A 26,057-nucleotide genomic window follows, 5' to 3' on the forward strand; every position below is an offset into this window, starting at 1 on the left:
AGGTTCAGGTGAGGAGAGGCACGTCCTACACCCGCACAGCGAGCTTGCCGGTGACGTGCCCGCGCTCTACCTCGCGGTGCGCCTCCGCCAGGGTGGACGCGGTCAACCCGATCATCGTCTCGCCGAGCGTGGAGATCAGGCGTCCGTCGTCCACCATCTCCGCGACCCGGTCCAGGATGATCCCCTGCTCGTCGAGGTCCTCGGTGTCGAAGACGACGCGGGTGAACATCGACTCCCAGTGCACCGCGATCGACTTCTTCTTGAACGCCAGCAGGTCGAAGTCCTCCGGGTCGTCGATGAGGCACAGGTGCGACTGCGGCGACATCATCTCCGCGAGATCCCCCGAATGCCCGGTGGTGTGGGTGGTGAACACGAAGTCGATGCCGTCGGGCTCCAGGTCCAGGACCTGGTCGGCGAGGTTGCGCCGGTGGTCCACGACCTCGTGCGCGCCCATCTCCACGACCCAGTCCCGGGACTCCTCGCGCGAGGCGGTGGCGATCACGGTCAGCCCCGTCAGCGCCCTGGCCAGCTGGATCATGATGCTCGGCACGCCGCCGGCACCACCCAGGATCAGCAGGGAGCCGTTCGAGTCGATCGATGCGCCCAGACGGTCGAACAGTGCCTCCCAGGCGGTCAGGGCCGTCAGCGGCAGGGACGCGGCCTCCACCGCCGAGCAGGTCTTCGGACGGTGGCCCACGATGCGCTCGTCCACCGCGTGGTACTTGGCATTCGTCCCGTCACGCAGCTGGCTGCCGGCGTAGAACACGCGGTCACCGGGGATGAACCGGGTCACGTCCTCGCCCACGGCCTGGACCACGCCGGCGGCGTCGTATCCCAGGATCGGCTGCTCGCCGCGTCCCACCGCGTCTGCGGCGCGGCGGCGCATCTTCGTGTCGATCGGGTTGACGGACACGGCCTGGACCTCGACCAACAGGTCGCGGGGTCCCACCGTGGGCAGGGGGACGACGACATCCGTCAGGCACTGCGGATCATCGACGGGAAACTCGCCGGTGACGGCGACGGCGGGCATGGTGGTCGGCAATTCGACGGCGCGGGAACTCATGGGGCACCATCGTACCGACAGGCATTCAACAGGGACGACCGGCATGGCTCCGCACGGCGGAGGGGTGTGCCCTGTACCCTGACTCACCATGAGCGACAGTAACGAATACGATCTGATCGTTGTCGGCAGCGGATTCTTCGGACTGACCGTCGCGGAGCGCGCCGCGAGCCAGCAGGACAAGAAGGTGCTTGTCATTGAGCGCCGCAGCCACATCGGGGGCAACGCGTACTCGGAGGCCGAGCCGGAGACCGGCATCGAGATCCACAAGTACGGTGCCCACCTGTTCCACACCTCCAACAAGAAGGTGTGGGACTACGTCAACAAGTTCACCGATTTCACGGACTACCAGCACCGTGTCTTCGCGATGCATGACGGCACCGCCTACCAGTTCCCCATGGGCCTGGGCCTGATCAACCAGTTCTTCGGCCGGTACTACAGTCCGTCCGAGGCGCGGGAGCTGATCCAGGAGCAGACCGACGGGCTGAACCCGGAGGACGCCGCGAACCTGGAGGAGAAGGGTATCTCCCTGATCGGGCGTCCCCTCTACGAGGCTTTCGTCCGTGACTACACCGCCAAGCAGTGGCAGACCGACCCGAAGGAGCTGCCGGCGGCGAACATCTCCCGGCTGCCGGTGCGCTACACCTTCAACAACCGCTACTTCAACGACACCTACGAGGGGCTGCCGGTCGAGGGCTACACGGCCTGGCTGGAGAACATGGCCTCGCACCCGAACATCGAGGTGCGCCTGGACACGGACTGGTTCGACGCGCGCTCCGGGATCCAGGACGCGTCGCCGGACGCGCCGGTGGTCTACACCGGGCCGCTGGACCTCTACTTCGGTTACAGCGAGGGGAAGCTGGGCTGGCGCACCCTCGACTTCGAGACGGAGGTGCTGGAAACCGGTGATTTCCAGGGCACCCCGGTGATGAACTACAACGATGCGGACGTCCCGTTCACCCGCATCCACGAGTTCCGCCACTTCCACCCGGAGCGCAAGAACTACCCGAACGACAAGACGGTGATCATGAAGGAGTTCAGCCGCTTCGCCGAGGGTGAGGACGAGCCGTACTACCCGATCAACACCCCGGAGGACCGGGAGAAGCTGCTGCGCTACCGCGAGTTGGCGGATACCGAAACTGACACGAACAAGGTGTTCTTCGGTGGACGCCTGGGCACCTACCAGTACCTGGACATGCACATGGCGATCGGTTCGGCGTTGACCATGTACGAGAACAAGGTCTCCCCGCTGCTGTAGCCGGAGCCCCGGGCCACCCGTAGATCCGTGTATATGGTGGAGATGTCAGTGACGTCAGCCACGTCAGTCACTGCATATATCTCGATCTAACTCACCAGCGGATCCGGGAGGAACCAATGAGCACCATCACCATCTTCGGCAGCGGGAACATGGGACAGGCGATCGACGGGGTAATCGCCAAGGGCGGGGCAACCGTCCAGCACATCGGCAGCAAGGATACCGGGGCGAGCATCGACGGGGACATCGTGATCTTCGCTGTCCCCTACGGCGCGCTCGCGACGATCGCTGAAACCTACGGCGCCCAGCTCGCCGGCAAGACCGTGGTCGACATCACCAACCCGCTCGACTTCGAGACCTTCGATTCTCTGGTGGTCCCGGCGGACAGCTCCGCCGCCGCAGAGCTGCAGGCTTCACTGCCGGATGCGAAGGTCGTCAAGGCGTTCAACACCACCTTCGCCGCCACGCTCGCCGCAGGGACGGTCGGCGGGTTGCCCACCACCGTCCTCATTGCCGGCGACGATGCTGACGCCAAGAATGGCCTCATCGCTGCGATCGAGGCGGGCGGACTCGCTGCGGTTGACGCGGGAGCATTGTCCCGTGCCCGTGAGCTCGAGTCTGTCGGATTCCTTCAGCTCACCCTCGCCGCATCCGAGAAGATCGGGTGGGACGCCGGGTTCGCCGTCACCCGTTGAGTCGCGACTTTTCGCGGTACTCCGCGATTCCGTAGGTCTTCCCCTGCGGCGGCAACGACCGCGGATTGTCGCGCACATTCCGATCGACCGCGCCTCCAGCACCTCACCTGTGACAGGGCCTGGCTATTGCCTCGGAACTGCCCGGTCCTGACCTTCGACACCGTCGTGCCCGGCAGACCGCTCGGCTTCCAGCTGGGCAGCCTCCAGCCGTTCCGCCTCGTCCCCGGCGACGGCTTCACCACGGGCGACCATGCCCGCCTCGTCCTGCAGGGGGATCTCCTTGAGGAACAGGGAGACGACCAGTGCGAGGACCAGGAACGGAATGACGTACCAGAACACAGGGGCCAGGGCGTCCGCGTAAGCGCCGACAATGCCGTCGCGTACGGTGTCCGGCATGCTGTTCAGGGCCTCGGGCTGGATGGTCGAGGTGGCGGCAGCGGCATCGTCCGCACTGGCGCCGGACTCGGTGAACACGTCCGTCAGGCCGCTGGTCAGCCGCGATGTGAAGAACGCGCCGAAGACCGCGGTGCCCAGGGTGGAGCCGACCTCACGGAAGTAGTTGTTGGTGCTGGTGGCCGTACCGACCTGGTCGGCCGGCACGGAGTTCTGCGCCAGCAGGACGATGATCTGCATGAACAGTCCCAACCCGAAGCCGAACAGTGCCAGGTAGGAACAGATGACCGGGATCGAGGTGTCCGCCGAGATTGTCGTCATCAGCAGCAACGCACCGATGGTGACGGCCAGGCCGACGATGGGGAACACCCGGTAGCGGGAGACCTTCGGCAGCAGGAAACCGGAGCCGACTGAGGTCAGCATCATGGCAGCCATCATCGGGATCATCAGCAGGCCCGAGGAGGCCGCGGAGGTGCCGGAGGCCATCTGCAGGAACGTCGGCATGAAACCGATGGTCGCGAACATCGCGACGCCGAGGCTCAGCCCGATGACCGCGGTCTGCACGAAGATCCTGTTGCGGAACAGGCTCAGGGGGATCACCGGGTCCTCGGCGCGGGACTCGGTCAGGATGAACAGTCCGCCGGCGACGAGCATGCCGGCACCCCAGGCGAGCGTGGTGGACGAGGTCCAGCCGTAGGCGTCGTCGCCACCGAAATCGGTGAAGAAGATCAGGCAGGTGGTGGTCACCGACAGCAGCAGGACGCCGAGCCAGTCGATGCTCTTCCGGGCCTTCTTGCTGGGGAGCTTCAGGGTGGTGATGGCGATGACCAGCGCGGCAACACCAATCGGGATATTGATCCAGAAGCCCCACTGCCAGGTGAGGTGGTCGACGAAGAAGCCGCCGAGCAGCGGACCGGCCACGGAGGAGAGGCCGAAGACGGCGCCGAGTGCGCCCATGTACTTGCCGCGTTCCTTGGCGGGGACGATGTCCGCCATGATCGCCTGGGAGAGGATCATCAGACCGCCACCGCCGAAACCCTGCAGGGCACGGAAGACGACGAAGGCCCAGAAGTTGGTCGCGACGGCACACAGCAGTGAGGCGACGGTGAAGATGCTGATGGCGGCGAGGAAGAGGTTACGGCGTCCGATGATGTCGCCGAACTTGCCGTAGATCGGCATGACGATGGTGGTGGCCAGCAGGTAGGACGTGGTGATCCACACCTGGTGCTCCACGCCGCCCAGGTCGCCGACGATGGTGGGCATGGCGGTGGAGACGATGGTCTGGTCGAGGCTGGCGAGGAGCATTCCGGCCATCAACGCGCTGAAGATCAGCCAGATGCGCCGTTTGGTGAGGAGCACCGGCGCTGGTGCTGTGGCAGTTGTGGTCACGACGACCCCTTTCACGATGTGCAGTAACTGCAATAACTAACTACAGTATCTGCATATTCCGGAATCGTGTCAAATGTTGCGAATGCGGTGACCGGAACCCCCGGTGTGAGACATTGGGGGATGTGCGGGACCGACCGCGATCACATTGCCGAGAGTCGAAAGTAGGACTGTCATGCCGGGTCCACGGGCAGCAACCACCATCGCCTCCATTGAGGAGGCCGCCCTTCAGCTCGCACTGGAACAGGGGTACGACGCCACGACAGTTGACCAGATCTGCGAGCGCGCCGGTATCAGTCAGCGCACATTCTTCAACCACTTCCCCGTCAAGGAGGATGCGCTGCTCGGCCATGACGACCCGCGCATCGACGAGAAGGCCGCCCGCGAGTTCATTCTCGCCGACGGCCCGGTGCTCACCGATGTGCTCCGCGTCATCAGGCTCCCGGACTCAGCGCCCGAGCGCGAGCGTATGAAGGTCATCAGCACCACTCCGACCCTCCTGGCGGCGCAGGCCGCGCGGATCTCCGCGATCGACGAGGAGATCCGGGAGTTGGTGGCGCTGCGGCTGGGACGGCAGGGCGGTATGCGGGGCGCGTCGAGCATCGAGGAGGACGCCGTCATGGTCACCAATCTCGTCGGCGGCGTGCTGCGGTGGATGGCAATGACGGGGTCGGACATCGGGCAGGCGACGTCCTGCGTGCGGGGGGTGTTCGACGACGCGGCTGGTGCGGCTGGTTGAGCTGCGTCGGGCTAATCGGCCTCGATGCTCACCATCCAGGCGACGCCGAAGCGGTCGCGGAGCTGGCCGAGCCAGTCTCCCCACTGCTGCTTCTCCAGGGCGAGGGTGATGCTTCCGCCGTCGGCGAGGGCGTCGAACCAGCCGGCGACCTTGTCGTACTCCCCGGCCGAACCGCCGACACTGAGGACAACCGACGGGGACGCGAAGTCCCTGGGGTTATTCTCCGCGGTGTCGCAGGCCATGAAGGTCCAGCCGTCCGCGGTCTCCAGGTGGCCGTGCATGACCAGATGGGCACGGCTGTCATCGTCGGACGCGCCGGCCTGACCGAAGGTGAGGGTCTCGGCCGTCCCGCCGAAGACCGACTGGTAGAAGTCCAGCGCCTCCGCGGCGGTGTCGCGGAACATCAGGTACGGGTTTATCCAGGTGGACATGACGGCCCCTTCCGGTGGTGTGACGTGTCCCACTCCATGCTACGCCGCAATGCGACTACCCCAGCTCCAGCGTCTCCGCCTGCTCGTTGAGTTCGACCGGAATCGAGTTCTCCGTGACTGTCAACTGTTCGCCGTCCCAGTGGAACGTCGCGCTGCCCGGGGTGAATACCCCGCTGGCCGCGGGTGCTCCATTGACGTCGTAGAACTCGTAGTTCACCCGGACCGTGCTGTCGTCGATGCGGTCCACGGAGTCGATGTGCCGGGCAAGGATCGGGGCGGGGTCGGTGACCAGCTGACCGTCGCCGAAGAAGGCGATGGTCTCCCTTGTGCTGCCGGACGTCATGCCTGGCCCGTCAGTTCCGTTCGTCCCGGCCAGCGTCACCCAGCTCAGCGGCATGCACGGGTCCATCTGGTCATCGCTGACGGAGTAGTGGAAGTGGACGTCCGCTGGGCTCTCATGCGCCATGGCATCCGCGGAGCGCACGGGGAGGGGGTCACCGCCGCCGAGGGGGTTGGTGGGGGCAGTGTCCTCGCAGGAGGGTCGGGACGGCTCGGCCGGTGGCGGTGGTGGTTCCGTTGCTGCCCCGGGCACGGTCTCTGTGACGGTGACTTTATCCGTGCCGGTGGCCGGGGCTGGATCGCCGGAATCGTCCGTCCCCTCGCTCTGTGCACACCCCGTGAGGAGGAGCGCAGTGCAGGCGAGGAGCGGAAAGCCCGTGCGCAACGTCGATGCCATACCCACTACCGTAACGGTCCTCCCCAGTGGTGCACCCCCGGGCGTAGCCTCAGTGACCATGAGTGAGAACACCCCCTCCACCTCTGAACCCGCCCGGAACGACAGGCCCTGGCTCGAGCACTACCCCGACTGGGTCCGTCCCGAACTCGACTACACGGCGGACCACGAACGCACCCTCGCCGAGGTGTTCGACCATGCCGTGCGGACGTGGCCGAAGCGCCCGGCCATGACCTTCTTCGGCATGAGCGTCACCTACGGGGAGTACGGGCGGCAGGTCCGCCAGTGCGCGGCGATGCTGCACAACCGTGGTGTGCGCAAAGGCGACAAGGTCGCCATCGCCCTGCCGAACTGTCCCCAGGCACTGGTCAGCTTCTACGCCGTGGTCTCCCTCGGGGCGACAGCCACGCTCCACAACCCGCTGTACACCGCCCGCGAACTCGCCGTCGCCTTCAAGGACCACGGTGCGAAGGTCGGAATCTTCTGGGACAAGGCGGTGGACGTTGCCCGCGAACTGCGCACCGTCACCCCGCTGGAGCAGATCATCCCGGTGACGATCACCCGCGCGATGCCCTGGTACCTGCGGGGCGCCCTGAAGCTGCCGGTCAAGCCGGTCAGGGCGATGCGCGACAAGCTCGCGGGCGACACCGACGGGCTCACGGAATGGTCCGACCTGGTGCAGGACGCCTCGGAGTCCGAGGGGCGTGCGCTCATCGAGACCGCCGGGGTGACCCCGGAGGACATCGCGCTGGTGCTCTACACCTCCGGTACCACCGGCAGTCCCAAGGGCGCGGGGCTGAGCCACGCGAATCTGTGCGCCGTGATCATCGAGGGCCGCGAATGGGTGCCGGGGTTGGGCGAGGGCAGGGAGCCGGAGCGGATGCTCGCGGCCCTGCCGATCTTCCACGCCTACGGGCTGACGATGAACATCACCCTCGGGCCGCTGATCGGTGGCACGGTGATCCTCCTGCCCGCCCCGGAGAAGCCCCTGCTGGCGACGGCGATGAAGAAGCAGAGGCCGACGTGGATCCCGGGCGTCCCGGCGCTGTACCAGACGATCATGGACCTCGCGGAGGACCGGGGCATCGACATTTCGGGGGTGAGGGCCAGCTTCTCGGGCGCGTCGAGCCTGCCGGTGGAGGTCGTGAAGCGGTGGGAGAACATGACCGGCGGCCTTCTCGTCGAGGGCTACGGACTCACCGAGACCTCGCCGATCGTCCTCGGCAACCCGATGAGTGCCGACCGCCGCCCCGGGTACGTGGGCATTCCCTTCCCCGACACGCAGGTGAGGGTTGTGTCGCAGGACGACCCGACCCGGGTCATGCCCTCCGGTGAGGCCGGTGAACTCGTGGTGCGCGGTCCGCAGGTATTCGGGGGATACCTCAACCGGCCGGACGCCAACGAGGGCGCTTTCGTCGGGGACGGGGATACTCCCGGAGACTGGTTCCGCACCGGAGACATGGCCGTGATGGAGTCCGACGGGTTCGTGAGGATCGTCTCACGGATCAAGGAGATGATCGTCACCGGCGGTTTCAACGTCTACCCCGCTGAGGTCGAGGAGGTGCTCTCGGAGCACCCGTCTGTGGGACAGGCCAGCGTGGTGGGACTGCCACGGTCGGACGGGTCGGAGACCGTGGCCGCCGGGGTCGTCCTCGCGCCGGGTGCGCGCCTGGATGAGGAGGTGCTCAAGGACCACTGCCGCCAGGGGTTGGCCCGGTACAAGGTGCCGCACGTCTTCCAGGTGTTCGGTGAGCTGCCGGCCGACCAGCTGGGCAAGGTGCGCCGCGTGGAGGTCCGGGCGCAGATGCTGGGGGAGTGACCCCAGGGGCCCGGGCCGGCGCCTCAGAACACTGACGGGTCCAGGTCGGCGAGCAGCCGGTCGGGGTGCGCCAGCCTCTCCAGCACCGGATCGGCCTTCGGCAGTTCCCGGGAGAAGAAGTAGGACGCCGCCGCCTCCTTACCCGCGGCCAGGGGGGATCCGGTGTCCCGGGCGACGACGGCCATGTCCAGCCACAGCCATGCGACCACGATGTGCCCGGTGGCCTCCAGGTAGTCCGTGGCGTGGGAGAACGCCAGCGGAACGTCCAGGTCCGCCCACAGTGCGGAGGTCGCGCGCATCAGGGCGTCCACCCGGGACTCCAGTGCCGCGGACCACTCCGGGAAGGTCTCCGACGTGGAGGAGACCGTCTCCATGATCCGCTGGGCCAGCAGCCGCAGCCCGGCACCGTTCTTCATGGTGACCTTGCGTCCGAGCAGGTCCTGGCCCTGGATGCCGTGGGTGCCCTCATGGATCGGGTTGAGCCGGTTGTCGCGGTAGAACTGCTCCACGTTGTAGTCCCGGGTGTAACCGGCCCCGCCGAGCACCTGGATCGCCAGGTCGTTGGCCGCGGGGCCGTACTGGGAGGGCCAGCTCTTCACGACGGGCGTCAGGACGTCCAGGAGTAGTTCGTGGCCCTTCCGCTCGTCCCCGGACGATACCGCCGCCAGGTCCACGAGGTGCGCCGCGTACAGGCACAGGGCCATCGACCCTTCGGCGTAGGATTTCTGTGCCAGCAGCATTCGCCGCACGTCGGCGTGCTCGATGATGGGCACCTGCGGCTGCGCCGGGTCCTTGGCCCCCGCCGGGCGCCCCTGCGGCCGCGTTCTCGCGTACTCCAGGGACTCCAGGTACCCGGTCGCCGCCAGTGCGGCGGCGCCCGTGCCGACCCCGATGCGGGCCTCGTTCATCATGTGGAACATGTACTGCAGTCCGTGGCCCTCCTCGCCGACGAGGTAGCCGACAGCGCCGTCCGGGCCGGACGCGCCACCGGGCCTGTGGGTCCCCTCCCCGAAGTTGAGCAGGGTGTTCGTGGTGCCGCGGTAGCCCATCTTGTGGTTCAGCCCGGCGAGGACGACGTCATTGCGCTCCCCGGCGTACGGGCCGTCGGCGAGGGTCTTGGGGACGATGAACAGACTCAGCCCCTTCACCCCGTCCCCGGCGGCGCCGGTGCGTGCCAGGACGAGGTGGATGATGTTCCCGGTCATCTCGTGGTCGCCGCCGGAGATCCACATCTTCGTCCCGGTGATCCGCCACCCACCGTCCGGATCGCGCCGGGCCCGTGTCCTCACATCCGACAGCGAGGATCCGGCGTGTGGTTCGGAAAGGCACATCGTTCCCGAGAACTCTCCGCGCAGCTGGGGTTCGGCGTAGGTCGCCACCTGTTCCGGGGTGCCGTACTCCAGGAGCAGAGCGGCGTTGGCCATGGTCAGCATGGGGTAGGCGGCGGTGGCGATGTTGGCGGCCTGGATCCAGGCGAAGCAGGCCCGGGACACCGTCAACGGCAGATCGATGCCCCCGTGCTCGGCGCTGAAGGTGGCGGACACGAGACCGGATTCGGCGAAGGCGGCGAGCGCGGGCGCGATCGCCCCGTGGGTGGTCACCGTCGCGCCGTCGAAGGTCGGTTCCTCCAGGTCGGAGGCACGCATGTGCGGACGGAACCAGGTCTCCGCCAGGTCACGGGACGCGTCGAGCATCGCGTCGAAGGTCTCCCGGGAATGCTCGGAGAAGCGCTCGTGGCCGGTGAGGTCCCCGACGTGGAGCCAGTCGTGGAGGAGGAAACGGAGATCGTCCTGGGAGAGTATCGGGGCGTCCATGGTTTTGATACTAAATCAAGATCCGGCATGGTGGACCCGTTATGTGCTTCACACCTGCACAAGCGGGCCGCCACTCGTCATCGGTCCTGCATGCGGCGCTTGGAACCGGGCGGGGTCGAGAAGTTCCGCTGATCGTTCCCGAAGGGTCAGTCGTCGTGGTGAGGTGTACCCATGAAAAACCAAAGAGCAACATTCAATTCACATGCCCCAGCCCGTATAATTGCGGCGGCTGCGGCAGTTGTCACTGCAGTGAGCCTGGCCGCGTGCAGTGATGACTCCGGCAGTGACTCGGCCGGTGCATCCTCGTCCGAGGGGGAATCAGTCGACTACTCCGCGATCGTCGACAAAGCCGGGGAACTGGGCTACGACTGCGTCGAGAACCCCGACGAGGATCAGAACAGCGGTTTCAGTGGGGGCCTGGCCTGTAGCCCCGGTGCCGACAAGGTCGCGGAAGATCCGACCTTCGTGGTCTTCGGGACGGACACGGTGGAGTCGGGTGAGGCCGCTGCTCAGGCGGCCATCGACACCTCGAAGGAACGTGACGGGGAAGGGGCCATCGACGATACCGTGTACGGCGACATGTACCGGACCGTCGACGGGGACGGTTTCGCCGGATACTGCATCAACACCGGTGACAACTGCGACCGGGTCATTCCCGGCTTCGGGCTCACCACCGATGCATTGGACGGCGCGCAGACCGTCGAGGAATTCTCCCGGGGGCAACAGGACGAAGCGCAGGAGGAGGCCGACCGACAGGCTGCGGAAGCGGAACGGGAGGCTGAGGAGTCCGAGGCCGCCGCCCGGGACTACGAGGGCTGGGAGAGTATCGATGATGCCGTTGAGCAGATGGACGCATGGGACCTGCACTGCATGGAGCCCTCGGACGAACAGGGTGTTGACGGCACCGTCTGCGGCCCCGACGATGATCTCCTGGTGTGGGACGCTGACGGCGATGCGCTCGAGGACATGGGATTCTTCGAGGGGGAGAACCAGTCCCGGGACGTGCTCGTCGGGGTCTCCGATGGTGACTGGATGCTGATGTGCAGGAATGACGACCGGGACACCTGTGACGATGTTGCCGACAGGACCGGTCAGGACGTCGACGACAGTGTGTAGGAGCAGCGTCCTTGCTGAACCCACAGCCGACTCACAGGGCCTTGCAGCGCGTCCGACTACGCCCGGAGCCCCCCTATGGTGAATAATCGTCGGCGTACAACTGTCTAACGGAGGCCGGCGTAGAAATACATGAGCGCAACCACTGAGATGAGCGACACCCCTGACCTGCAGGAGGAGCCGACCCGGGAAACCGGGGACGACCAGCAGTTTGATCCGCGGCGACTGGCCCGCGTGATTCTGCCGAAGCGCGGTGAACCGCGGGACGTCCGGTCCCTCTACATCGTGGAGGACGAAGGTTCCCAGGGCCGCGTCACCGCCCTGGGGCGCACGTCGGCGCGTATTCCCGCCGGCGCCGAGGTCAGCTTCGAGACCTACTTCAATGGATTCCCGGCGTCCTACTGGCGCCGCTGGAGCCAGCTGGAGGAGGTGCAGCTCCGCGTCGAGCTCACCGGAGACGCACGCATCGACATCTACCGTTCCAAGATCGACGGTTCCCGCATCGCCGTCACCGGCGGCATTGTCGAGGTCGACGACGCCGGCCACGGACTGGCGGAGTTCACCGTGTCCCTGGCCCCGTTCGAGGACGGCGGCTGGATCTGGTTCGACATCACCTGTGAGTCGGAGACCACGATCCACCACGCGGGCTGGTACGCCACGCAGGACGCCGAGGGCCAGGCCCTGGTCTCCGACACCGTCGTCGTCGACCAGGTCACCGGGGAGCGGAACACGCTGCGTGCCGGGGACGTCCTCCCCGCCCGCGAGCCCCGGGTGACGGTCGGCATCCCGACGTTCAACCGTCCGGAGGACGCCGTCGCCGCGCTGGAGGCGCTGTCCTCCGACCCAGTCGTGGATTCCGTGGTGGACGCCCTGATCATGCCCGACCAGGGAACGAAGCACCCGAAGGACCAGCCGGGCTTCCCGGCGGTCGAGGCCCACTACGGTGAGCGTCTGCGCATGCCGGAGCAGGGCAACCTCGGCGGCTCCGGCGGGTACTCCCGCATCATGTACGAGGCCCGCCATCCGGAGCGCGGCACCGACAGCCCCTTCATCCTGTACATGGACGATGACATCGCCATCGAGCCGGACAGCGTCCTGCGCTCGCTGGCGGCGTCCCGCTACGCGGCCTCCCCGATGCTCGTCGGCGGGCAGATGCTGAACCTGCAGGAGCGCTCCCACCTGCACACCATGGGCGAGATCATCGACCGCGGCAGCTTCATGTGGACCGCCGCGCCGCACACCCACTACGACCACGACTTCTACAACCACCCGCTGCGCGACCGCGGCGAGTACGGGGAGACCCCGTCGGGCGAGTACGTGGACTCCAAGGACCTGCACCGCCGTATCGACGCCGACTACAACGGCTGGTGGATGTGCATGATCCCGCGCGTGGTCGCCGACACTGTCGGCCAGCCGCTGCCGCTGTTCATCAAGTGGGACGACGGTGAGTTCGGGCTGCGCGCCCGTGACCACGGTTTCCCGACCGCCTCCTGGCCCGGCATCGCGATCTGGCACATGGCCTGGTCCGACAAGGACGACGCCATCGACTGGCAGGCCTACTTCCACCTGCGCAACCGGCTGATCGTCGCCGCGCTGCAGCACGAGGGCAGCCCGAACGGCATCATCACCTCGATGACGAAGGCCACCGCCAAGCACATCATGTGCCTGGAGTACTCCACCGTGGCCATCCAGAACGAGGCCATGAAGGACTTCCTCGCCGGCCCGGACCAGCTCTTCGACATCCTGGGGACGGCCCTGCCGCGCATCAACGCGCTGCGCAAGGAGTTCCCGGACGCCGTCGTCGTCCCGTCCGCCGCGGAACTCCCCCCGCCCGCCGGTGGACCGGCGAAGCTCACCGACATCCCGCTGTCGGCGGCGAAGAAGGTGAGCCGTCTGGCGAAGGTCGTGGTGAACAACCTGCGTCCCGAGGACCCCCACTTCCACGACGTCCCGCAGGTCAACCTCCCCCCGATCGAGGCACGCTGGTTCTCGCTGGGGCGTCTCGACGGCGTCACCGTGACCACCGCCGACGGCCGCGGTGTGGTGTTCCGCAAGCGTGACCGCGAGAAGGCGAAGGATCTGGTCAAGGAGTCGATGCGCCTGCAGAAGGAGGTCATGACCCGCTTCGACGAGATGCGGCAGCGTTACCGCGTCGCACACCCGGAGCTGACCAGCGTGGATGCCTGGGCGAGGATCTTCGAGCCGGATGCTGCGCAGGACGGTGCGCAGGAGACCACGGATGAGTGAGCGTGAGGCGGACGTCCTCGTCACGCTGCAGGACGCTCTGCTGGGCGGGTCAGGGGACACCCCCGACCCCGCCTCCACCGTGCAGGCCGGTGCCCGCGGCCTGAGCCACTTCGGTGAGCACGCCCTGGGCTGGTTCGCGCTGGCCGGGGCAGGTGCCGCGGTCAACCTGAAGCGGCCCGAACAGCGGGACCGCTGGCTCGAGCTCGGGGCGTCCGCCTTCACCTCACACGCGGCGTCGGTCGTCCTGAAGCGGGTCGTGCGGCGCAAGCGGCCCAGCGACCCCCGTATCCGCGTGGGTGTGGGCACCCCGTCCCGGCTGAGTTTCCCGTCCTCGCACTCGACCTCCACGGCGGCCGCACTGGTCTCGCTGTGCAGGATCACCGGTTCGCCGCTGCCGCTGGCGGGCATTCCGGTGATGATGCTCTCCCGCCTGGTGCTCGGGGTACACTACCCCACCGACGTCCTCGCCGGGGTCGCCCTCGGAATCGCCACAGAGCGCGCCGTGCACAGTACTGTGAGAACCGTGAAGGAGAACAACCGATGACGCGCCCCGGATCTGACGGTACCGACCCCGAGTTCGATCCGGCGGAGGGCCAGGACACCAATGAACGACCGGTGTTGATCGGCTCCGAACCGCACACCTCGGGGCTGGAGGAGCCCGCGGAGTGGGAGGACCGGACCTACGCGCAGCCGGAGACGGATGGCGCGTCGGACGCGGAGGCCAAGACCCCGAAGGCGCCGAGGAACCTGCCGGAGGCGATGTTCAAGGCGCTGCGCCCCAAGCAGTGGGTGAAGAACGTCCTCGTCGTCGCCGCTCCCGCGGCCGCCGGCGGGGAGCTGCTGTTCGACGGCACGGTCATCACCGACATCCTCATCGCTTTCGTGGTGTTCTGCCTCGGCGCATCGTCGATCTACCTGGTCAACGACGCCAAGGACGTGGAGTCCGACCGTCAGCACCCCACCAAGCGCTTCCGCCCGATCGCGGCCGGCGTGCTTCCGGTGGGCCTGGCCTACGCGATGGCGGTGATCCTGATCGTCGCTGCGCTGGGGTTGAGTCTCCTGGCGTCCAACGGGGTGTCGCTGGCGATCGTCATCGGCGTGTACATCGCCCTGCAGCTCGGCTACTGCTTCGGTTGGAAGCACCAGCCGGTGATCGACATCGCGCTGGTCTCCTCCGGGTTCATGCTGCGGACGATGGCCGGTGGCGTGGCCGCCGACATCGAACTGTCCCAGTGGTTCCTGCTGATCGCCGCCTTCGGCTCACTGTTCATGGCCGCCGGGAAGCGTTACGCCGAGCTGAAGCTCTCGATCCGTTCCGGGGCGAAGATCCGTAAGTCGTTGGAGAGCTACACCCCCACCTACCTGCGGTTCGTGTGGACGATGTCCGCCACCGCGGTCGTTGTGTTCTACGCGCTGTGGGGTTTCGACATGAGCCAGCAGCACCCAGGGCACGCCTCGGTCTGGTACCAGGTGTCCATGGTGCCGTTCACCGTGGCGATCCTGCGGTACGCCGCGGACGTCGACCGCGGGGAGGGCGGGGCGCCGGACGAGATCGCGTTGAACGACCGGACGCTGCAGGTCCTGGCGTTGGCCTGGGTGGCGGTCATCGCGGTGGCCGTCTACCTGATCCCCGCGATCACCTAGACCCGGTGTGCGGGGGGGGTCGGGTGTAACACCCCGGGGCGTTCCCCCGATTACTTGGTGGAGAAGATCACTGTTTGGTAACGTCCCTGCGGTGATGTTTGCGTCCCTAAGTACGCTGGGACGCCAATGGCTTGATTCAAGAGACGCTTGCAAAGGAAAACATGAAGACTGCCGCCGGAAAGCACCGGTCCGGGACCGGGACGATGGGCCGTAAGATCCTGGCTCTCATCGTGGCCATCGGTACCGCCCTGGGTATCGCGACCGTTGCTGCGCCGAGTGCGGCAGCCGACGACCGTGCCAATCTCGGTCCGAATAAGTGTCGCTGGAGCAACGACAACTACTACGTCCAGAACTGCTGGTTCTACTCGAACGCGATGGGCCAGGAGATCCAGGTCCAGATCAAGCGCTCGAACAGCAACGCCGCGATCTACCTGCTGGACGGTCTGCGCGCCCGCCAGGACTGGAACGGCTGGACCAAGCAGGGCACGGCGCACCGTGACTTCGTCAATGACGACGTCAACGTGGTCATGCCCGTCGGCGGCCCGTCGCAGTTCTACGCGGACTGGGTCGGTCCGCACCACGGCTCCAAGGGGCCGCTGAAGCCCCGGTGGGAGACCTTCCTGACCAGGGAGCTGCCGGCCCAGCTGCAGAGCGGCTTCGGCATCAGCCCGACCCGCAACGCGATTGTCGGCCTGTCGATGGGCGGCACCGCCGCGATCAACCTGGCCTCCCGCCACCGCAGCCAGTTCAAGCAGGCCACGTCGCTGTCCGGCTACCTGAACACCACCTACCCGGGGATGTACATGGCACTGCAGTTCGCCATGGGCGAGGGTAACCCCGGTGCGAACGTCTGGGACATGTGGGGCCACCCGTTCCACCCGACCCGGTTCGAGAACGATCCGCTGCTCAACGCCCCGAAGCTGAGCGGTCTGCCGGTGCACATCTCCGCCGCGGGCGGCATCCCCGGCCCCCGCGACGACTTCATGGCCGACCCGGCCGGCGGCGTCGCCGGCATCGGACTGGAGTGGGCGTCCCGCGGGACCACCGCCACCTTCGAGCTGGCGGCCCGCGCGGCCGGTGCCCGTGTGAACGTGAGCTACCCGGCGACCGGTGTCCACAACTGGACGCTGTGGAAGCCGGAGCTGCAGAAGGCGCGTCCGGAGATCCTCGACGCCCTGAATATCTGCTACCGGGCCGGAAAGGTCACGTGTTGACGCGCGTGTGAAACGCTGACCTGCGTGAACCCCGGAGTGTGGAATCCGACAGAGATTTCACCCTCCGGGGTTCCTCTGCGTTCTACACTGGGTCACTATGGATCCAGAATCAGCGCCACATGGCCCACGGCTTTCCCGGACCCGCCCCATCGACCGGGGCGAGCGGCCGTACCTCAGGGGGCGTCTGCACGAGAACGCCGCATGGTACTTCGGCGGTACAGGCACCGCACTGACCGTCGCGTCCTTCGTCCTGCACGGGACCGCCGCGCTGTCCTGGATCACCGGCCTGTACACCCTGTGCCTGATCGGCCTGTTCACCGTGTCGGCGTTGTACCACCGCGCACCGTGGCGCAGTGTGACGACCGTCCAGGCGTGGCGGCGGGCGGACCACTCGATGATCGCCGTCTTCATCGCCGGTACCTACGGCCCGGTGGCGGTCTTCTCCTTCGACGATTTCGCGGATGGCCTGTGGATACTGCCGGTGTGCTGGGTGCTGGCCATCGCCGCGGTCGCGTTGAACGTGTTCTGGATCGGTCATCCGCGCTGGGTGGACGTGGTGGTCTACCTGGCGCTGGGGTGGCTGGCGCTGCTGAAGATCGGGGGCTTCGTCGACGGGATGCCGTTGGCGCCGGGCCTGCTGATCATCCTGGGGGGACTGGTGTACACCGCGGGGGCGGTGATCTACGGGATGAAGGTCCCGAACCCGTCGGCACGGTGGTTCGGGTTCCACGAGGTGTTCCATGCCGCGACGATCGTGGCCGGGGGGCTGCACCACATCGCGATCTGGTTGCTGGTTCTCGCCTAGGTCCGCCGGTGCTAAGCTCCAGGACAGAACCTAAGTCTCAAGTAAAACTTGAAAGTTGTGGCGTGTTGTCCAGGGTTTCGTCCTGCTGGTTGCCATAATGACCGGTGACCTAATCACATACATCTAGTACACACTGGCCGGATCCTGGTCCCGGCCGGGGCCCGGCAGCGGGAGGGGAACCCGCTGCCGCCCCGGCGGACCGGTGGTGCACCCGCACCGTCGGCGCGCTGACACCATCGCCAAGAGACTGCTCACACGAAGGAAGAACGCAACCACCATGCGAATCGCCGCGAACACCCGTTACGGGAAGTCCCCTGTCAACCGCACGTCGCGGCGTATCGGCGCCGCCGTTCTGGCGGTTCCGCTCTCCATCGCGCTGGCCATGCCGCTGACCACCCCCGCCGTCGCGCAGGTTCCGAGCCCCGGCTCCGGCACGAGCTACCTCGAACCGGACGAGATCCCCGAGCGCGTCCCCCAGGACGTCACCGGACAGGACCTGCCCGGCCTGCCGGACGGGGTGGACGTCGACCGCGTCGAGTGGATCTCCGACCGTTGGGCCAACGTCTACATCAACACCCCGTCCATGCCGGAGGAGCCGGTCATGGTCCAGATCCTGCTGGCCCGTGACTGGTACAGCCAGCCCGACCGGGACTTCCCGTCGATCTGGAGCCTCGACGGGCTGCGTGCCCGCGACGACGAGTCCGGCTGGACGCTGATGACAAACATCCAGCAGTTCTACGCCGACAAGAACGTCAACGTGGTCATGCCCGTCGGCGGAAACTCGTCCTTCTACACCGACTGGGACGAGCAGCCCGAGGACGGGAAAACCTACAAGTGGGAGACCTTCCTGACCCAGGAGCTCCCCGCCGTCCTGCGTGAGGGCTGGCGCACCACCGAGCAGCGTGCGATCACCGGTATCTCCATGGGCGGTACCGCCGCGGTGAACCTGGCGCAGCACAACCCCGGCCTCTTCCAGTTCGTCGGCTCCTACTCCGGCTACCTCGACACCACGTCCACCGGTATCCCGCAGGCGATCAACTACGCCACCAACGAGGGGGCCGGCTACGACGCACAGAAGATGTGGGGCCCCTACGGCGGACCCCGGTGGGACGAGAACGACCCGAAGCAGCACGCCGACAAGCTGAAGGACACGACCGTCTACGCCTCGGCGGGCAACGGCAACGCGGGGCCCTACGACGAGGTCGGCGACATCCCGGGCTTCCCGGCGAACCCGGCGGCATTCGGCCTGGAGGCCATGTCCCGGATGACCACCCAGACCTTCGTCAATGCGGCGAAGGAGGAGGGTGTGGACGTGATCGCCAAGTACCGTCCGTCCGGCACCCACGACTGGCCCTACTGGCAGTACGAGATGACGCAGTCCTGGCCCTACATCGCCCAGACCTTCGGCCTGTCCGAGGAGGACCGCGGTGTGGACTGCAAGGCGGTCGGCAAGATCGCCGAGGCCGAGAAGCGCCAGCGCAGCCACGACCTCGGAACCTGCACCACCGACGAGTACGACGGCGCGGACGGCGGCAAGGTCCAGGACTTCAGCGACGGCCGCGTCTACTGGAAGAAGGACGAGGACAAGGCCTTCGCCGCATGGGGACGCATCGGCGCCCGTTACTCCGAGATGGGCGGCTCCAACAGCTGGCTGGGCTACCCGACCGGTGAAGAGGTGAAGATCAAGGGCGGCTTCCTGCAGAACTTCGAGGAGGGCGCGATCTACTGGACCCCCGAGCTCGGCGCGGTGCCGGTGAAGAAGGACGTCATCGATGCGTGGGGCAAGTCCGATTGGGAGACCGGGCCCTACGGTTTCCCGACCGCCCCGGCCGAACAGGTCGACGGCGGCGGCGCCATCCAGGAATTCCAGAACGGTGTGGCCGTGCGCGACAAGGACGGCAAGGTCCACATGGTCCAGGGCAAGATCGCCGAGAAGTACCTGGAGGCCGGCGGCCCGCAGGACTCCGGGGTCGGCTTCCCGACGTCCGATGAGATCGGGATCAGGGGTGGCGCATTCTCGCAGTTCGAGGACGGCAACATCTACTGGTCCGCCTCCGCCGGCGCGAACATCATCAAGAAGGGCAAGATCTTCGACGCCTGGGGCGAGGACAACCACGAGCAGGGACGGTTCGGCTTCCCGACGTCCGACCAGGAGTCCATCCCGTCCGGCGGTGAGCGCGTGGAGTTCGAGCACGGCGAGATCCGCGAGGTCAACGGCAACATCGAGAAGGATCCGCGATGAGCATGAGCGCGCTGAAGAAGATGTCCCTGGCTGCGGCGGGCATGCTGTTCGCGGGCTCGCTCGCGGCCTGCGGCGGCGACTCCACCGTGGACAATGACTCCACCGACGTCCCGAGCGTGGCCTCGGACGCCGGGTCCACGGAGGGCTCCGCCACGTCCGCGGGTTCTGACGCCCCGGACACCTCCGCATCGGCGGCACCGTCCGAGGACGAGGATCCGGCGGCCGACAACGGTGGCGATCCCTCCCCGCAGGACGGCGAGGTCGAGGAGGTCGACCCGCAGGGCGAGGCCGCACCGCGCACCGGGCAGGACGACGCGTTCCTGTCCCAGCTCAAGGACAACGGCATCGACGTCGAGGACAGTGACATCGAGGATCAGATCATCGCCTCGGGCCACGAGCAGTGCCTGGCGAACGACGAGGGCCGCGACAGCTTCGCGGTGCCGATGATCGCCGGCCAGCTCGAGGTGCAGGGCATCACCGACGTTGATCCGGAGGAGGCCGGGCGTATCATCGCCGAGGCCGCGGAGGCGCACTACTGCGGATAGGCCCGGGAATGGGGGGTGCCGGGGTGACATCGGAAGGTGCACAGTGCCATCGCAGAGTGTCGCTCCCGGGGGCCGGAGCGACATTCTTCGAGGGCGCCTGACCGCCTGCGATGGCGGGCTCTCGCGCGCCGGTGCCTTCCCCGATGTCGACCACATCACCTATGTGACCTGAGTGGCGCATGAGATGTCGTGGTGTTTCCGGGGATTGGTGGGGACTTATGCTGTGTTCAGGGCTGTAGGGCCGCTACACTGTCTCCACTGACTTTTCCGAGAAGGAGACCCCTATGCATCCGACCCGTCGTCGGACCACGTCTGCCCTGGGCACCCCCGGTGCCAGGGCAACCGCACTCATCGCCAGCCTCGCCCTCGCCGCCTCCACCGTTGTCGCCGTGACGCCCGCCGCCGCGCAGGACGCCGACCAGGACGCAGAGCAGGACGCCGAGCAGGATGCCCCGGAAGTCCGGGACATGCCGGACAACGCCCGTGGTGTCGTCCCGCCCAGCGATTCACCGCTGGCGTTCATGGACCCGGGCCCAGCCCCGGACCGTGCCCCGATGCGGACCACCGAGCAGAACCTCCCGGACCTGCCTGACGGAGTGTCCGTGGAGAAGGTCGAGTGGATCACCGACCGGTGGGTGAAACTCCACATCAACTCCGCGGCCATGCCGGAGGAGACCGTCAAGGTTCAGGTCCACCTGGCACGCGACTGGTACAGCCAGCCGGACAAGACCTTCCCGTCCGTGTGGCAGCTCGGCCCGCTCTACAGTGACGAGAACGAGTCCGCCTGGTCCTATGCCTCGGACGCGGTGCGGTTCTACGCCGACAAGAACGTCAACCTCGTGCTGCCCATCGGCGGCGGTGGCTCGTTCTTCACCGACTGGCAGGCCCCGGACGGCGGCAAGAACTTCCAGTGGGAGACCTTCCTGACCAAGGAACTGCCTCCGATCCTGGAGCAGGGCTGGCGCACCAATGAGCGCCGCGCGGTCAATGGCCTGTCGATGGGCGCGACCGGTGCGATGGTGCTGGCGGGGCGCAATGCGGAGATGTTCGACTTCGCCGCGTCCTTCTCCGGCTACCTGGATTCGACGTCGCCGGGCATGGCGAACGCTTTCGGCATGATCGCCGGGCAGGCCGGATTCGACGCGACGAAGATGTGGGGGCCGTACTACTCGGCGGAGTGGTACGCGCACGATCCGAAGCTGCTCGTGCGCAACTTCAAGAGGGAGGGGACGCGCGTCTACGTCGCCGCCGGCAACGGTACGGCCGGCGCGTGGGACGAGGACACCCAGATCCCGGGGAGCCCGGACAATATCCAGGGTGGCGGCATGGAGGCGGCGTCCCGTGTCACCAGCCAGACCTTCGTGAATGCGGCGAAGCTCGCTGGGGTGGACGTGATCTCGAAGTTCCGTCCCAACGGAACGCACATCTGGCCCTATTGGGAGTACGAGATGATGCAGACCTGGGGGCCCATGGCCGAGTCCCTGGGGCTCGACGAGTCCGACGGCTCGGTCGAGTGCGAGGCCACCGGCAAGTTCGACGAGGCCGTCGAGCGCTACAGGGACAACGAGAACAACTACGACCTCGGCGACTGCATCAGCGAGGTCTACGAGATCACCGACGATGACGGTGAGGTCAACGGTACCGCGCAGGACTTCCGCGGCGGTGTGCTCTACCTCAAGGGTGGTGAGCTGGATGATCCTGAGGCCGGCGAGGACGAGGCCATTGCCACGTGGGGCCGTACCAGTGGCAAGTACCGCGAGGTCGGCGGCCCGGACTCCTGGCTCGGATGGCCGACGGCCCCGGATTCCCGGGGACGCGATGACGGCGCCTGGGCACACTTCGAGAACGGTCACATCTACTGGCACGCCGTCCAGGGTGATGCGGGCCCGGTCACGATGAGGGACGACATCTTCGAGAAGTGGGGTACGACGGAATACGAGTGGGGTCCCTGGGGCTACCCGGTTTCCGAGGAGCGCGACATCACCATCGGTGGCGAGACCGGCCAGGTGCAGGACTTCGAGAACGGTATCGCGGTGCGCACCCCGGACGGCGATGTCCGCCTGCTGCACGGGGCCATTGCCGAGCGCTACCTGGATCTGGGTGCCGGGGACCGCAACCGGCTGGGTTTCCCGACCGGTGACCACGGCACCACGCATGTGCCCGGCAACTACACCGATTTCGACAATGGTGTCATCTACTGGGCGCAGAATCACGGGACGTCTGTCCTGTACCACGGTCCGATCTACGATGCCTACCGTGAACAGGGCTTCGAGGGTGGTGACCTCGGCTTCCTCGTGGAGGACGAGGTGATCAACGCCGACGGCAGCCGTGAGGCGGTCTTCGAGAACGGGACGCTGCGGGCGGACGCGGATGGGAACGTCACCGAGGAGGCCGGTGCCATCCAGGAGAAGTTCGATTCCCTGACCTCTGCGCAGAAGTCCCGGCTCGGGGAGGGGAAGGACTATGGCACCACCCGTGAGTCCCCGGCTGGAACGTCCGGTCGTTACCGTAACTACGACAACGGCGTCATCTACTGGTCGCAGGAGCACGGTGCGGTGCTGATCTTCCACAGTGGGGTCCTGGACTTCTACGCCGCGACCAATCACGAGAGCGGGCCCTACGGCTTCCTCGTCGAGGACGAGACGGTCAACTCGGACGGCAGCCGTGAGGCGGTCTTCGAGGAGGGCACAGTCACGATGGACGCGGACGGGAACGTCACCGGTTCGCTGGAGGACCCGGAGGATGACTCCGGCGAGGAGTGAGCCCGCGTTGACCGCCATGCTGAAAGGAACGCATGTGACACAGGTCAACGCGAGTTAACACAGTGCTCCCAGCAGCCTGCCAGCCTGACCGGGTACGCTGACACGGCATGAGAAAGTTCCTCACCATCGCCGCAGCCCTGGTGCTCGCCGTCGTGCTCGTCCTCGGCGTCGGCACCTGGATGAGCCGTGACTCCGATGACTCCGCAGGTCCGGGGCCCGGACCGGGGCCGGGACCCACCGGCACCGACCAGCCCGACCAGCCAGAGTCGTGCCCGGCATACGCCCTGTTCTCCGCGCCCGGCACCTGGGAGTCCACCGCCGACGATGACCCGATCCATCCGTCCTCCCGCCCCCATTCCCTGCTGCTCAACGTCACCCAGCCCCTGCAGGAGGAGTTCGGCGACGGTGTCGACGGTGGACAACTGGAGAGCTGGACGCTGCCCTACAGTGCCGAGTTCCGCAACGTCGGCGCACTGCAGGAGAAGTCCTACGACGACTCCCGCAACGAGGGCTACAGCAAGCTCGAGGCCGAGATGGTCTCCACCAACGAGGCCTGCCCGCAGACCCGGATGATCATCGTCGGATTCAGCCAGGGTGCCGTCCTGTCCGGTGACCTGGCCACCGCCATCGGCAACGGCGACTCCGCCGTACCCGCGGACGCCCTGGCCGGCGTCGCACTGGTCGCCGACGGGCGCCGTGAGGACGGCAAGGGCGAGCTGATCGGGAGCCCCGAGGTGGAGGGCATCGGCGCGGAGATCGCGCTGAGCTCGGTCGAGCCCCTGGTGCAGCCCATCGTCCCGGGCGCCTCCATGCGGGGGCCCCGTCCCCAGGACTTCGGTGAGCTGCAGGACCGTACCCTGCAGTTCTGCGCCCCGGCGGATCTGGTGTGCAGCGCCCCGCGCGACGTGGGTAATGCGATCCAGCGCGCGCACGATCTCATTGACGCGAACAGAATCCACGCCCAGTACTCCAGCAACGGTGGGGTCGTCGACGGCGGCGGCACCGTGCCTGAGTGGATCACGGGCTGGGTGCGCGACATCGTGAACGAGGGGCGATAATCCCCCAACCGCCGCGGTGAAGCGATAGGGTTTCTTCTGGAAAGAAATCACGCAGGATCACACGGACAACCTCCGAGACGAAGGGATTTTTGATGGACATCAGCGACGCGATGGGGCAGTTCTACGACGAGAACGGGGAGATCGTCATCCCGGACCAGCTGTCGCTGTCCGCCATGTGCGAAATGCTGTACACCATGGCGCAGATGGAGGGTTCCACGGACAACCCGCTGATCACCTTCCACGACTACGGCGACAGCGCCGAGGGTGAGACCGTCACCTGGACCCGCGCCGAGACCAACACCCGCATCAAGGCGGTGTGCGTCCGGCTGCAGCAGGTCACCGAGCGCGGGGACCGGGTCGCGATCCTGGCCAACAACAGCCCCGAGTACCTCTTCGGGTTCATGGGGGCGCTGTACGCCGGGACGGTACCGGTACCCCTCTACGATCCGACGGAACCGGGGCACGCCGCGCACCTGACGGCGGTGCTGGAATCCTCCACCCCGAAGGTCGTTCTGACGAACAAGACCTCCGCCGGCCACGTCCGCTCCCACTTCTCCGCCACCCCGGCCAAGGAGCGCCCGCGCATCCTGACGGTGGACGCCCTCCCGGACTCCCTCGCCGAGGAGTGGGAGAACCCGATGATGAAGATGATGGAGAACCCGGAGCTCGCCCCGAACTCCGGCGACCCGGCGTTCCTGCAGTACACCTCGGGTTCGACCCGCACCCCGGCCGGTGTGGTCCTGACGCACCGCAGCATCGTCACCAATGTCCTGCAGGTCTTCCAGGCCGGCCAGCTGCAGATGCCGCTGCGCCTGGTCAACTGGCTGCCCTTCCACCACGACATGGGCATCATCCTGTCGTCCTTCGTCCTGATCCTGGGGCTGCCGCAGGACATCATGGCGCCGCGTGACTTCATCCAGGACCCGGGACGCTGGATCCGTCAGCTCTCGGAGAAGACAGCCGAAGACGGCTCGTTCACCAACGTCTACACCGGCGTGCCGAACTTCGCCCTCGAACTCTCCGCCCGCTACGCCGACCCGGCGAAGCGCGGGGACCTGGAGGACGTCGACCTCAGCCACGTCGAGGGCATCATCAACGGTGCCGAGGCCGTCAGCCAGTCCTCGGTCGACCGGTTCAGCGAGGTCTTCGGCCCGGCCGGCTTCCGTCGCTCCACGATGCGCCCGTCCTACGGGCTGGCGGAGGCGACCGTGTTCGTCACGACCCCGCAGACCGAGGACCGTCCCAAGCTGAGGGTCTTCGACCGCGCCCAGCTCAACGACGGCCAGGCCGTGGAGGTGGCCGGCGAGCTGGCCGCCACCGGCAACGCCGTGCCGATCATGAGCGTCGGCGAGCCGGGCCCATCCCTGTTCATGGCCATCGTCGACCCGTCCAGCGGCAAGGAGGTGGAGGACGGCACCGTGGGTGAGGTCTGGCTGCACGGTGGCAACATCGCCGCCGGCTACCTCGACCGCGAGGAGGATACCGCCGAGACCTTCCGAAACTCCCTGCCCGTCGCCGACCGTCTTCCCGGGGGCAAGGCGGTGGACGCGCCGGACGATGACGCGTGGCTGCGCACCGGTGACCTGGCGGTCGTCTTCGACGGCCAGCTCTACATCACCGGACGCATCAAGGACCTGGTCGTCGTCGCGGGACGCAACCACTACCCGCAGGACATCGAGGCGACCGCCACCGCCGCGGCGGCCGGCCACGTGCCCGCCGGAGTCATCGCAGCATTCGCGGTGAACAGCGCCGGGGATTCTGGCTCGGAGGGCCTGGTCATCGTCGCCGAGCGTGACCCGGAGGCCGACCCGGCGAACGATGCGAAGGTCATCTCCGATATCAGAAGTGCGGTAACCTCGACCCATGGTGTGCAGCCCGACGATGTCCGGATCGTGGAGCAGAACACGATCCCGCGGTCCTCGGCGAGCAAGATCGCGCGCCGGGTCTGCGCGAAGCTCTACCTGGAAGGCCGCTTCGACTAGAATTCGACAGCAGTCTGTGTAGCGTGGCGTCGGCCACCGTCGATGTCATACTGACGGTGGCCTTTAGTCACGTCCGCCCCCTCCGCCTCTCCGACTCGATCCGTTACCCCGAAGGATGAA

General features: G+C 67.0%; 20 protein-coding genes. 15 read left to right on the plus strand and 5 right to left on the minus strand.

Annotated features, from left to right (window positions below; translation table 11 throughout):
- Positions 1 to 25: 25 nt before the first annotated feature.
- Complete coding sequence (locus ACTIL2_RS03810; RefSeq protein ID WP_442336127.1) at positions 26 to 1,063, minus strand: zinc-binding alcohol dehydrogenase family protein; 1,038 nt, start codon at positions 1,061 to 1,063, stop codon at positions 26 to 28.
- 88 nt (positions 1,064 to 1,151) lie between these two features.
- Between ACTIL2_RS03810 and glf the strand changes: the two genes are divergently transcribed.
- Together glf and ACTIL2_RS03820 are read left to right on the plus strand one after the other, a co-directional pair.
- Positions 1,152 to 2,318: a UDP-galactopyranose mutase gene (gene glf / locus ACTIL2_RS03815; RefSeq protein ID WP_442336128.1), complete on the plus strand. Its 1,167-nt coding sequence runs from the start codon at positions 1,152 to 1,154 to the stop codon at positions 2,316 to 2,318.
- A gap of 116 nt (positions 2,319 to 2,434) precedes the next feature.
- Positions 2,435 to 3,010: an NADPH-dependent F420 reductase gene (locus ACTIL2_RS03820; protein ID WP_442336129.1), complete on the plus strand. Its 576-nt coding sequence runs from the start codon at positions 2,435 to 2,437 to the stop codon at positions 3,008 to 3,010.
- A 123-nt stretch (positions 3,011 to 3,133) separates the two neighbouring features.
- Here the strand turns inward: ACTIL2_RS03820 and ACTIL2_RS03825 are convergent, their stop codons facing one another.
- Entirely contained in the window at positions 3,134 to 4,792 is a 1,659-nt protein-coding gene (locus ACTIL2_RS03825; RefSeq protein WP_442336130.1) for an MDR family MFS transporter, read from the minus strand.
- Positions 4,793 to 4,964: 172 nt separating this feature from the next.
- Between ACTIL2_RS03825 and ACTIL2_RS03830 the strand changes: the two genes are divergently transcribed.
- Positions 4,965 to 5,528 carry a TetR/AcrR family transcriptional regulator gene (locus ACTIL2_RS03830; protein WP_442336131.1) on the plus strand — a complete coding sequence of 188 codons (564 nt, stop codon included), beginning with the start codon at positions 4,965 to 4,967 and terminating at the stop codon, positions 5,526 to 5,528.
- A gap of 11 nt (positions 5,529 to 5,539) precedes the next feature.
- Here ACTIL2_RS03830 and ACTIL2_RS03835 read toward each other — a convergent pair whose 3' ends face one another.
- Together ACTIL2_RS03835 and ACTIL2_RS03840 are read right to left on the minus strand one after the other, a co-directional pair.
- Entirely contained in the window at positions 5,540 to 5,959 is a 420-nt protein-coding gene (locus ACTIL2_RS03835) for a VOC family protein (RefSeq protein WP_442336132.1), read from the minus strand.
- A 55-nt stretch (positions 5,960 to 6,014) separates the two neighbouring features.
- Positions 6,015 to 6,695 (minus strand): LppP/LprE family lipoprotein, encoded by a 681-nt coding sequence (locus ACTIL2_RS03840; protein ID WP_442336133.1) that lies wholly within the window; start codon positions 6,693 to 6,695, stop codon positions 6,015 to 6,017.
- A gap of 58 nt (positions 6,696 to 6,753) precedes the next feature.
- Between ACTIL2_RS03840 and ACTIL2_RS03845 the strand changes: the two genes are divergently transcribed.
- Positions 6,754 to 8,511, plus strand: a complete 1,758-nt coding sequence (locus ACTIL2_RS03845) for a long-chain-fatty-acid--CoA ligase (RefSeq protein WP_442336134.1) — start codon at positions 6,754 to 6,756, stop codon at positions 8,509 to 8,511.
- A 23-nt stretch (positions 8,512 to 8,534) separates the two neighbouring features.
- On the opposite strand, the gene ACTIL2_RS03850 is transcribed toward ACTIL2_RS03845, so the two are convergent.
- Positions 8,535 to 10,325 (minus strand): acyl-CoA dehydrogenase, encoded by a 1,791-nt coding sequence (locus ACTIL2_RS03850; protein ID WP_442336135.1) that lies wholly within the window; start codon positions 10,323 to 10,325, stop codon positions 8,535 to 8,537.
- A gap of 249 nt (positions 10,326 to 10,574) precedes the next feature.
- On the opposite strand from ACTIL2_RS03850, the gene ACTIL2_RS03855 reads away from it, so the two are divergent.
- From ACTIL2_RS03855 to ACTIL2_RS03905, 11 genes are all read left to right on the plus strand, one after another.
- The gene (locus ACTIL2_RS03855) at positions 10,575 to 11,441 is read left to right on the plus strand and encodes a hypothetical protein (RefSeq protein ID WP_442336136.1); all 867 of its coding nucleotides are present in this window, start codon (positions 10,575 to 10,577) and stop codon (positions 11,439 to 11,441) included.
- A 147-nt stretch (positions 11,442 to 11,588) separates the two neighbouring features.
- Complete coding sequence (locus ACTIL2_RS03860; protein ID WP_442336167.1) at positions 11,589 to 13,685, plus strand: glycosyltransferase; 2,097 nt, start codon at positions 11,589 to 11,591, stop codon at positions 13,683 to 13,685.
- Positions 13,678 to 14,229 (plus strand): phosphatase PAP2 family protein, encoded by a 552-nt coding sequence (locus ACTIL2_RS03865; protein WP_442336137.1) that lies wholly within the window; start codon positions 13,678 to 13,680, stop codon positions 14,227 to 14,229. Before ACTIL2_RS03860 ends, ACTIL2_RS03865 begins: the two co-directional genes overlap by 8 nt.
- Positions 14,226 to 15,329 carry a decaprenyl-phosphate phosphoribosyltransferase gene (locus ACTIL2_RS03870; protein WP_442336138.1) on the plus strand — a complete coding sequence of 368 codons (1,104 nt, stop codon included), beginning with the start codon at positions 14,226 to 14,228 and terminating at the stop codon, positions 15,327 to 15,329. The genes ACTIL2_RS03865 and ACTIL2_RS03870 overlap by 4 nt, the downstream gene beginning before the upstream one ends.
- A gap of 161 nt (positions 15,330 to 15,490) precedes the next feature.
- Positions 15,491 to 16,543: an alpha/beta hydrolase gene (locus tag ACTIL2_RS03875; RefSeq protein ID WP_442336139.1), complete on the plus strand. Its 1,053-nt coding sequence runs from the start codon at positions 15,491 to 15,493 to the stop codon at positions 16,541 to 16,543.
- 97 nt (positions 16,544 to 16,640) lie between these two features.
- Positions 16,641 to 17,348, plus strand: coding sequence for a PAQR family membrane homeostasis protein TrhA (gene trhA / locus ACTIL2_RS03880; protein ID WP_442336140.1), 708 nt, complete (start codon positions 16,641 to 16,643; stop codon positions 17,346 to 17,348).
- 277 nt (positions 17,349 to 17,625) lie between these two features.
- Positions 17,626 to 19,590 (plus strand): alpha/beta hydrolase-fold protein, encoded by a 1,965-nt coding sequence (locus ACTIL2_RS03885; RefSeq protein ID WP_442336141.1) that lies wholly within the window; start codon positions 17,626 to 17,628, stop codon positions 19,588 to 19,590.
- A 2-nt stretch (positions 19,591 to 19,592) separates the two neighbouring features.
- On the plus strand, positions 19,593 to 20,135 hold the full coding sequence (locus ACTIL2_RS03890; protein ID WP_442336142.1) for a DUF732 domain-containing protein: 543 nt from the start codon (positions 19,593 to 19,595) through the stop codon (positions 20,133 to 20,135).
- Between the two features lie 284 nt (positions 20,136 to 20,419).
- Positions 20,420 to 22,897, plus strand: coding sequence for an alpha/beta hydrolase-fold protein (locus ACTIL2_RS03895; RefSeq protein WP_442336143.1), 2,478 nt, complete (start codon positions 20,420 to 20,422; stop codon positions 22,895 to 22,897).
- Positions 22,898 to 23,004: 107 nt separating this feature from the next.
- A complete protein-coding gene (locus tag ACTIL2_RS03900; protein ID WP_442336144.1) occupies positions 23,005 to 23,955 on the plus strand; it encodes a cutinase family protein in 951 nt (316 codons plus the stop codon).
- 92 nt (positions 23,956 to 24,047) lie between these two features.
- Positions 24,048 to 25,937 carry a FadD32-like long-chain-fatty-acid--AMP ligase gene (locus tag ACTIL2_RS03905; protein ID WP_442336145.1) on the plus strand — a complete coding sequence of 630 codons (1,890 nt, stop codon included), beginning with the start codon at positions 24,048 to 24,050 and terminating at the stop codon, positions 25,935 to 25,937.
- Positions 25,938 to 26,057 lie beyond the last annotated feature (120 nt).

Origin of the sequence: Corynebacterium sp., assembly GCF_052107835.1 — a bacterium.
In the GTDB taxonomy this organism is placed as follows: Bacteria; Actinomycetota; Actinomycetes; order Mycobacteriales; family Mycobacteriaceae; genus Corynebacterium.

Excerpts from the sequence above, each read along its gene's own strand:
- ACTIL2_RS03810 (WP_442336127.1), bottom strand. The coding sequence starts at position 1,063 with ATGAGTTCCCGCGCCGTCGAATTGCCGACCACCATGCCCGCCGTCGCC.
- glf (WP_442336128.1), top strand. The coding sequence starts at position 1,152 with ATGAGCGACAGTAACGAATACGATCTGATCGTTGTCGGCAGCGGATTC.
- ACTIL2_RS03820 (WP_442336129.1), top strand. The coding sequence starts at position 2,435 with ATGAGCACCATCACCATCTTCGGCAGCGGGAACATGGGACAGGCGATC.
- ACTIL2_RS03830 (WP_442336131.1), top strand. The coding sequence starts at position 4,965 with ATGCCGGGTCCACGGGCAGCAACCACCATCGCCTCCATTGAGGAGGCC.
- ACTIL2_RS03835 (WP_442336132.1), bottom strand. The coding sequence starts at position 5,959 with ATGTCCACCTGGATAAACCCGTACCTGATGTTCCGCGACACCGCCGCG.
- ACTIL2_RS03840 (WP_442336133.1), bottom strand. The coding sequence starts at position 6,695 with ATGGCATCGACGTTGCGCACGGGCTTTCCGCTCCTCGCCTGCACTGCG.
- ACTIL2_RS03845 (WP_442336134.1), top strand. The coding sequence starts at position 6,754 with ATGAGTGAGAACACCCCCTCCACCTCTGAACCCGCCCGGAACGACAGG.
- ACTIL2_RS03850 (WP_442336135.1), bottom strand. The coding sequence starts at position 10,325 with ATGGACGCCCCGATACTCTCCCAGGACGATCTCCGTTTCCTCCTCCAC.
- ACTIL2_RS03860 (WP_442336167.1), top strand. The coding sequence starts at position 11,589 with ATGAGCGACACCCCTGACCTGCAGGAGGAGCCGACCCGGGAAACCGGG.
- ACTIL2_RS03865 (WP_442336137.1), top strand. The coding sequence starts at position 13,678 with ATGAGTGAGCGTGAGGCGGACGTCCTCGTCACGCTGCAGGACGCTCTG.
- ACTIL2_RS03870 (WP_442336138.1), top strand. The coding sequence starts at position 14,226 with ATGACGCGCCCCGGATCTGACGGTACCGACCCCGAGTTCGATCCGGCG.
- ACTIL2_RS03875 (WP_442336139.1), top strand. The coding sequence starts at position 15,491 with ATGAAGACTGCCGCCGGAAAGCACCGGTCCGGGACCGGGACGATGGGC.
- trhA (WP_442336140.1), top strand. The coding sequence starts at position 16,641 with ATGGATCCAGAATCAGCGCCACATGGCCCACGGCTTTCCCGGACCCGC.
- ACTIL2_RS03885 (WP_442336141.1), top strand. The coding sequence starts at position 17,626 with ATGCGAATCGCCGCGAACACCCGTTACGGGAAGTCCCCTGTCAACCGC.
- ACTIL2_RS03890 (WP_442336142.1), top strand. The coding sequence starts at position 19,593 with ATGAGCGCGCTGAAGAAGATGTCCCTGGCTGCGGCGGGCATGCTGTTC.
- ACTIL2_RS03895 (WP_442336143.1), top strand. The coding sequence starts at position 20,420 with ATGCATCCGACCCGTCGTCGGACCACGTCTGCCCTGGGCACCCCCGGT.
- ACTIL2_RS03900 (WP_442336144.1), top strand. The coding sequence starts at position 23,005 with ATGAGAAAGTTCCTCACCATCGCCGCAGCCCTGGTGCTCGCCGTCGTG.
- ACTIL2_RS03905 (WP_442336145.1), top strand. The coding sequence starts at position 24,048 with ATGGACATCAGCGACGCGATGGGGCAGTTCTACGACGAGAACGGGGAG.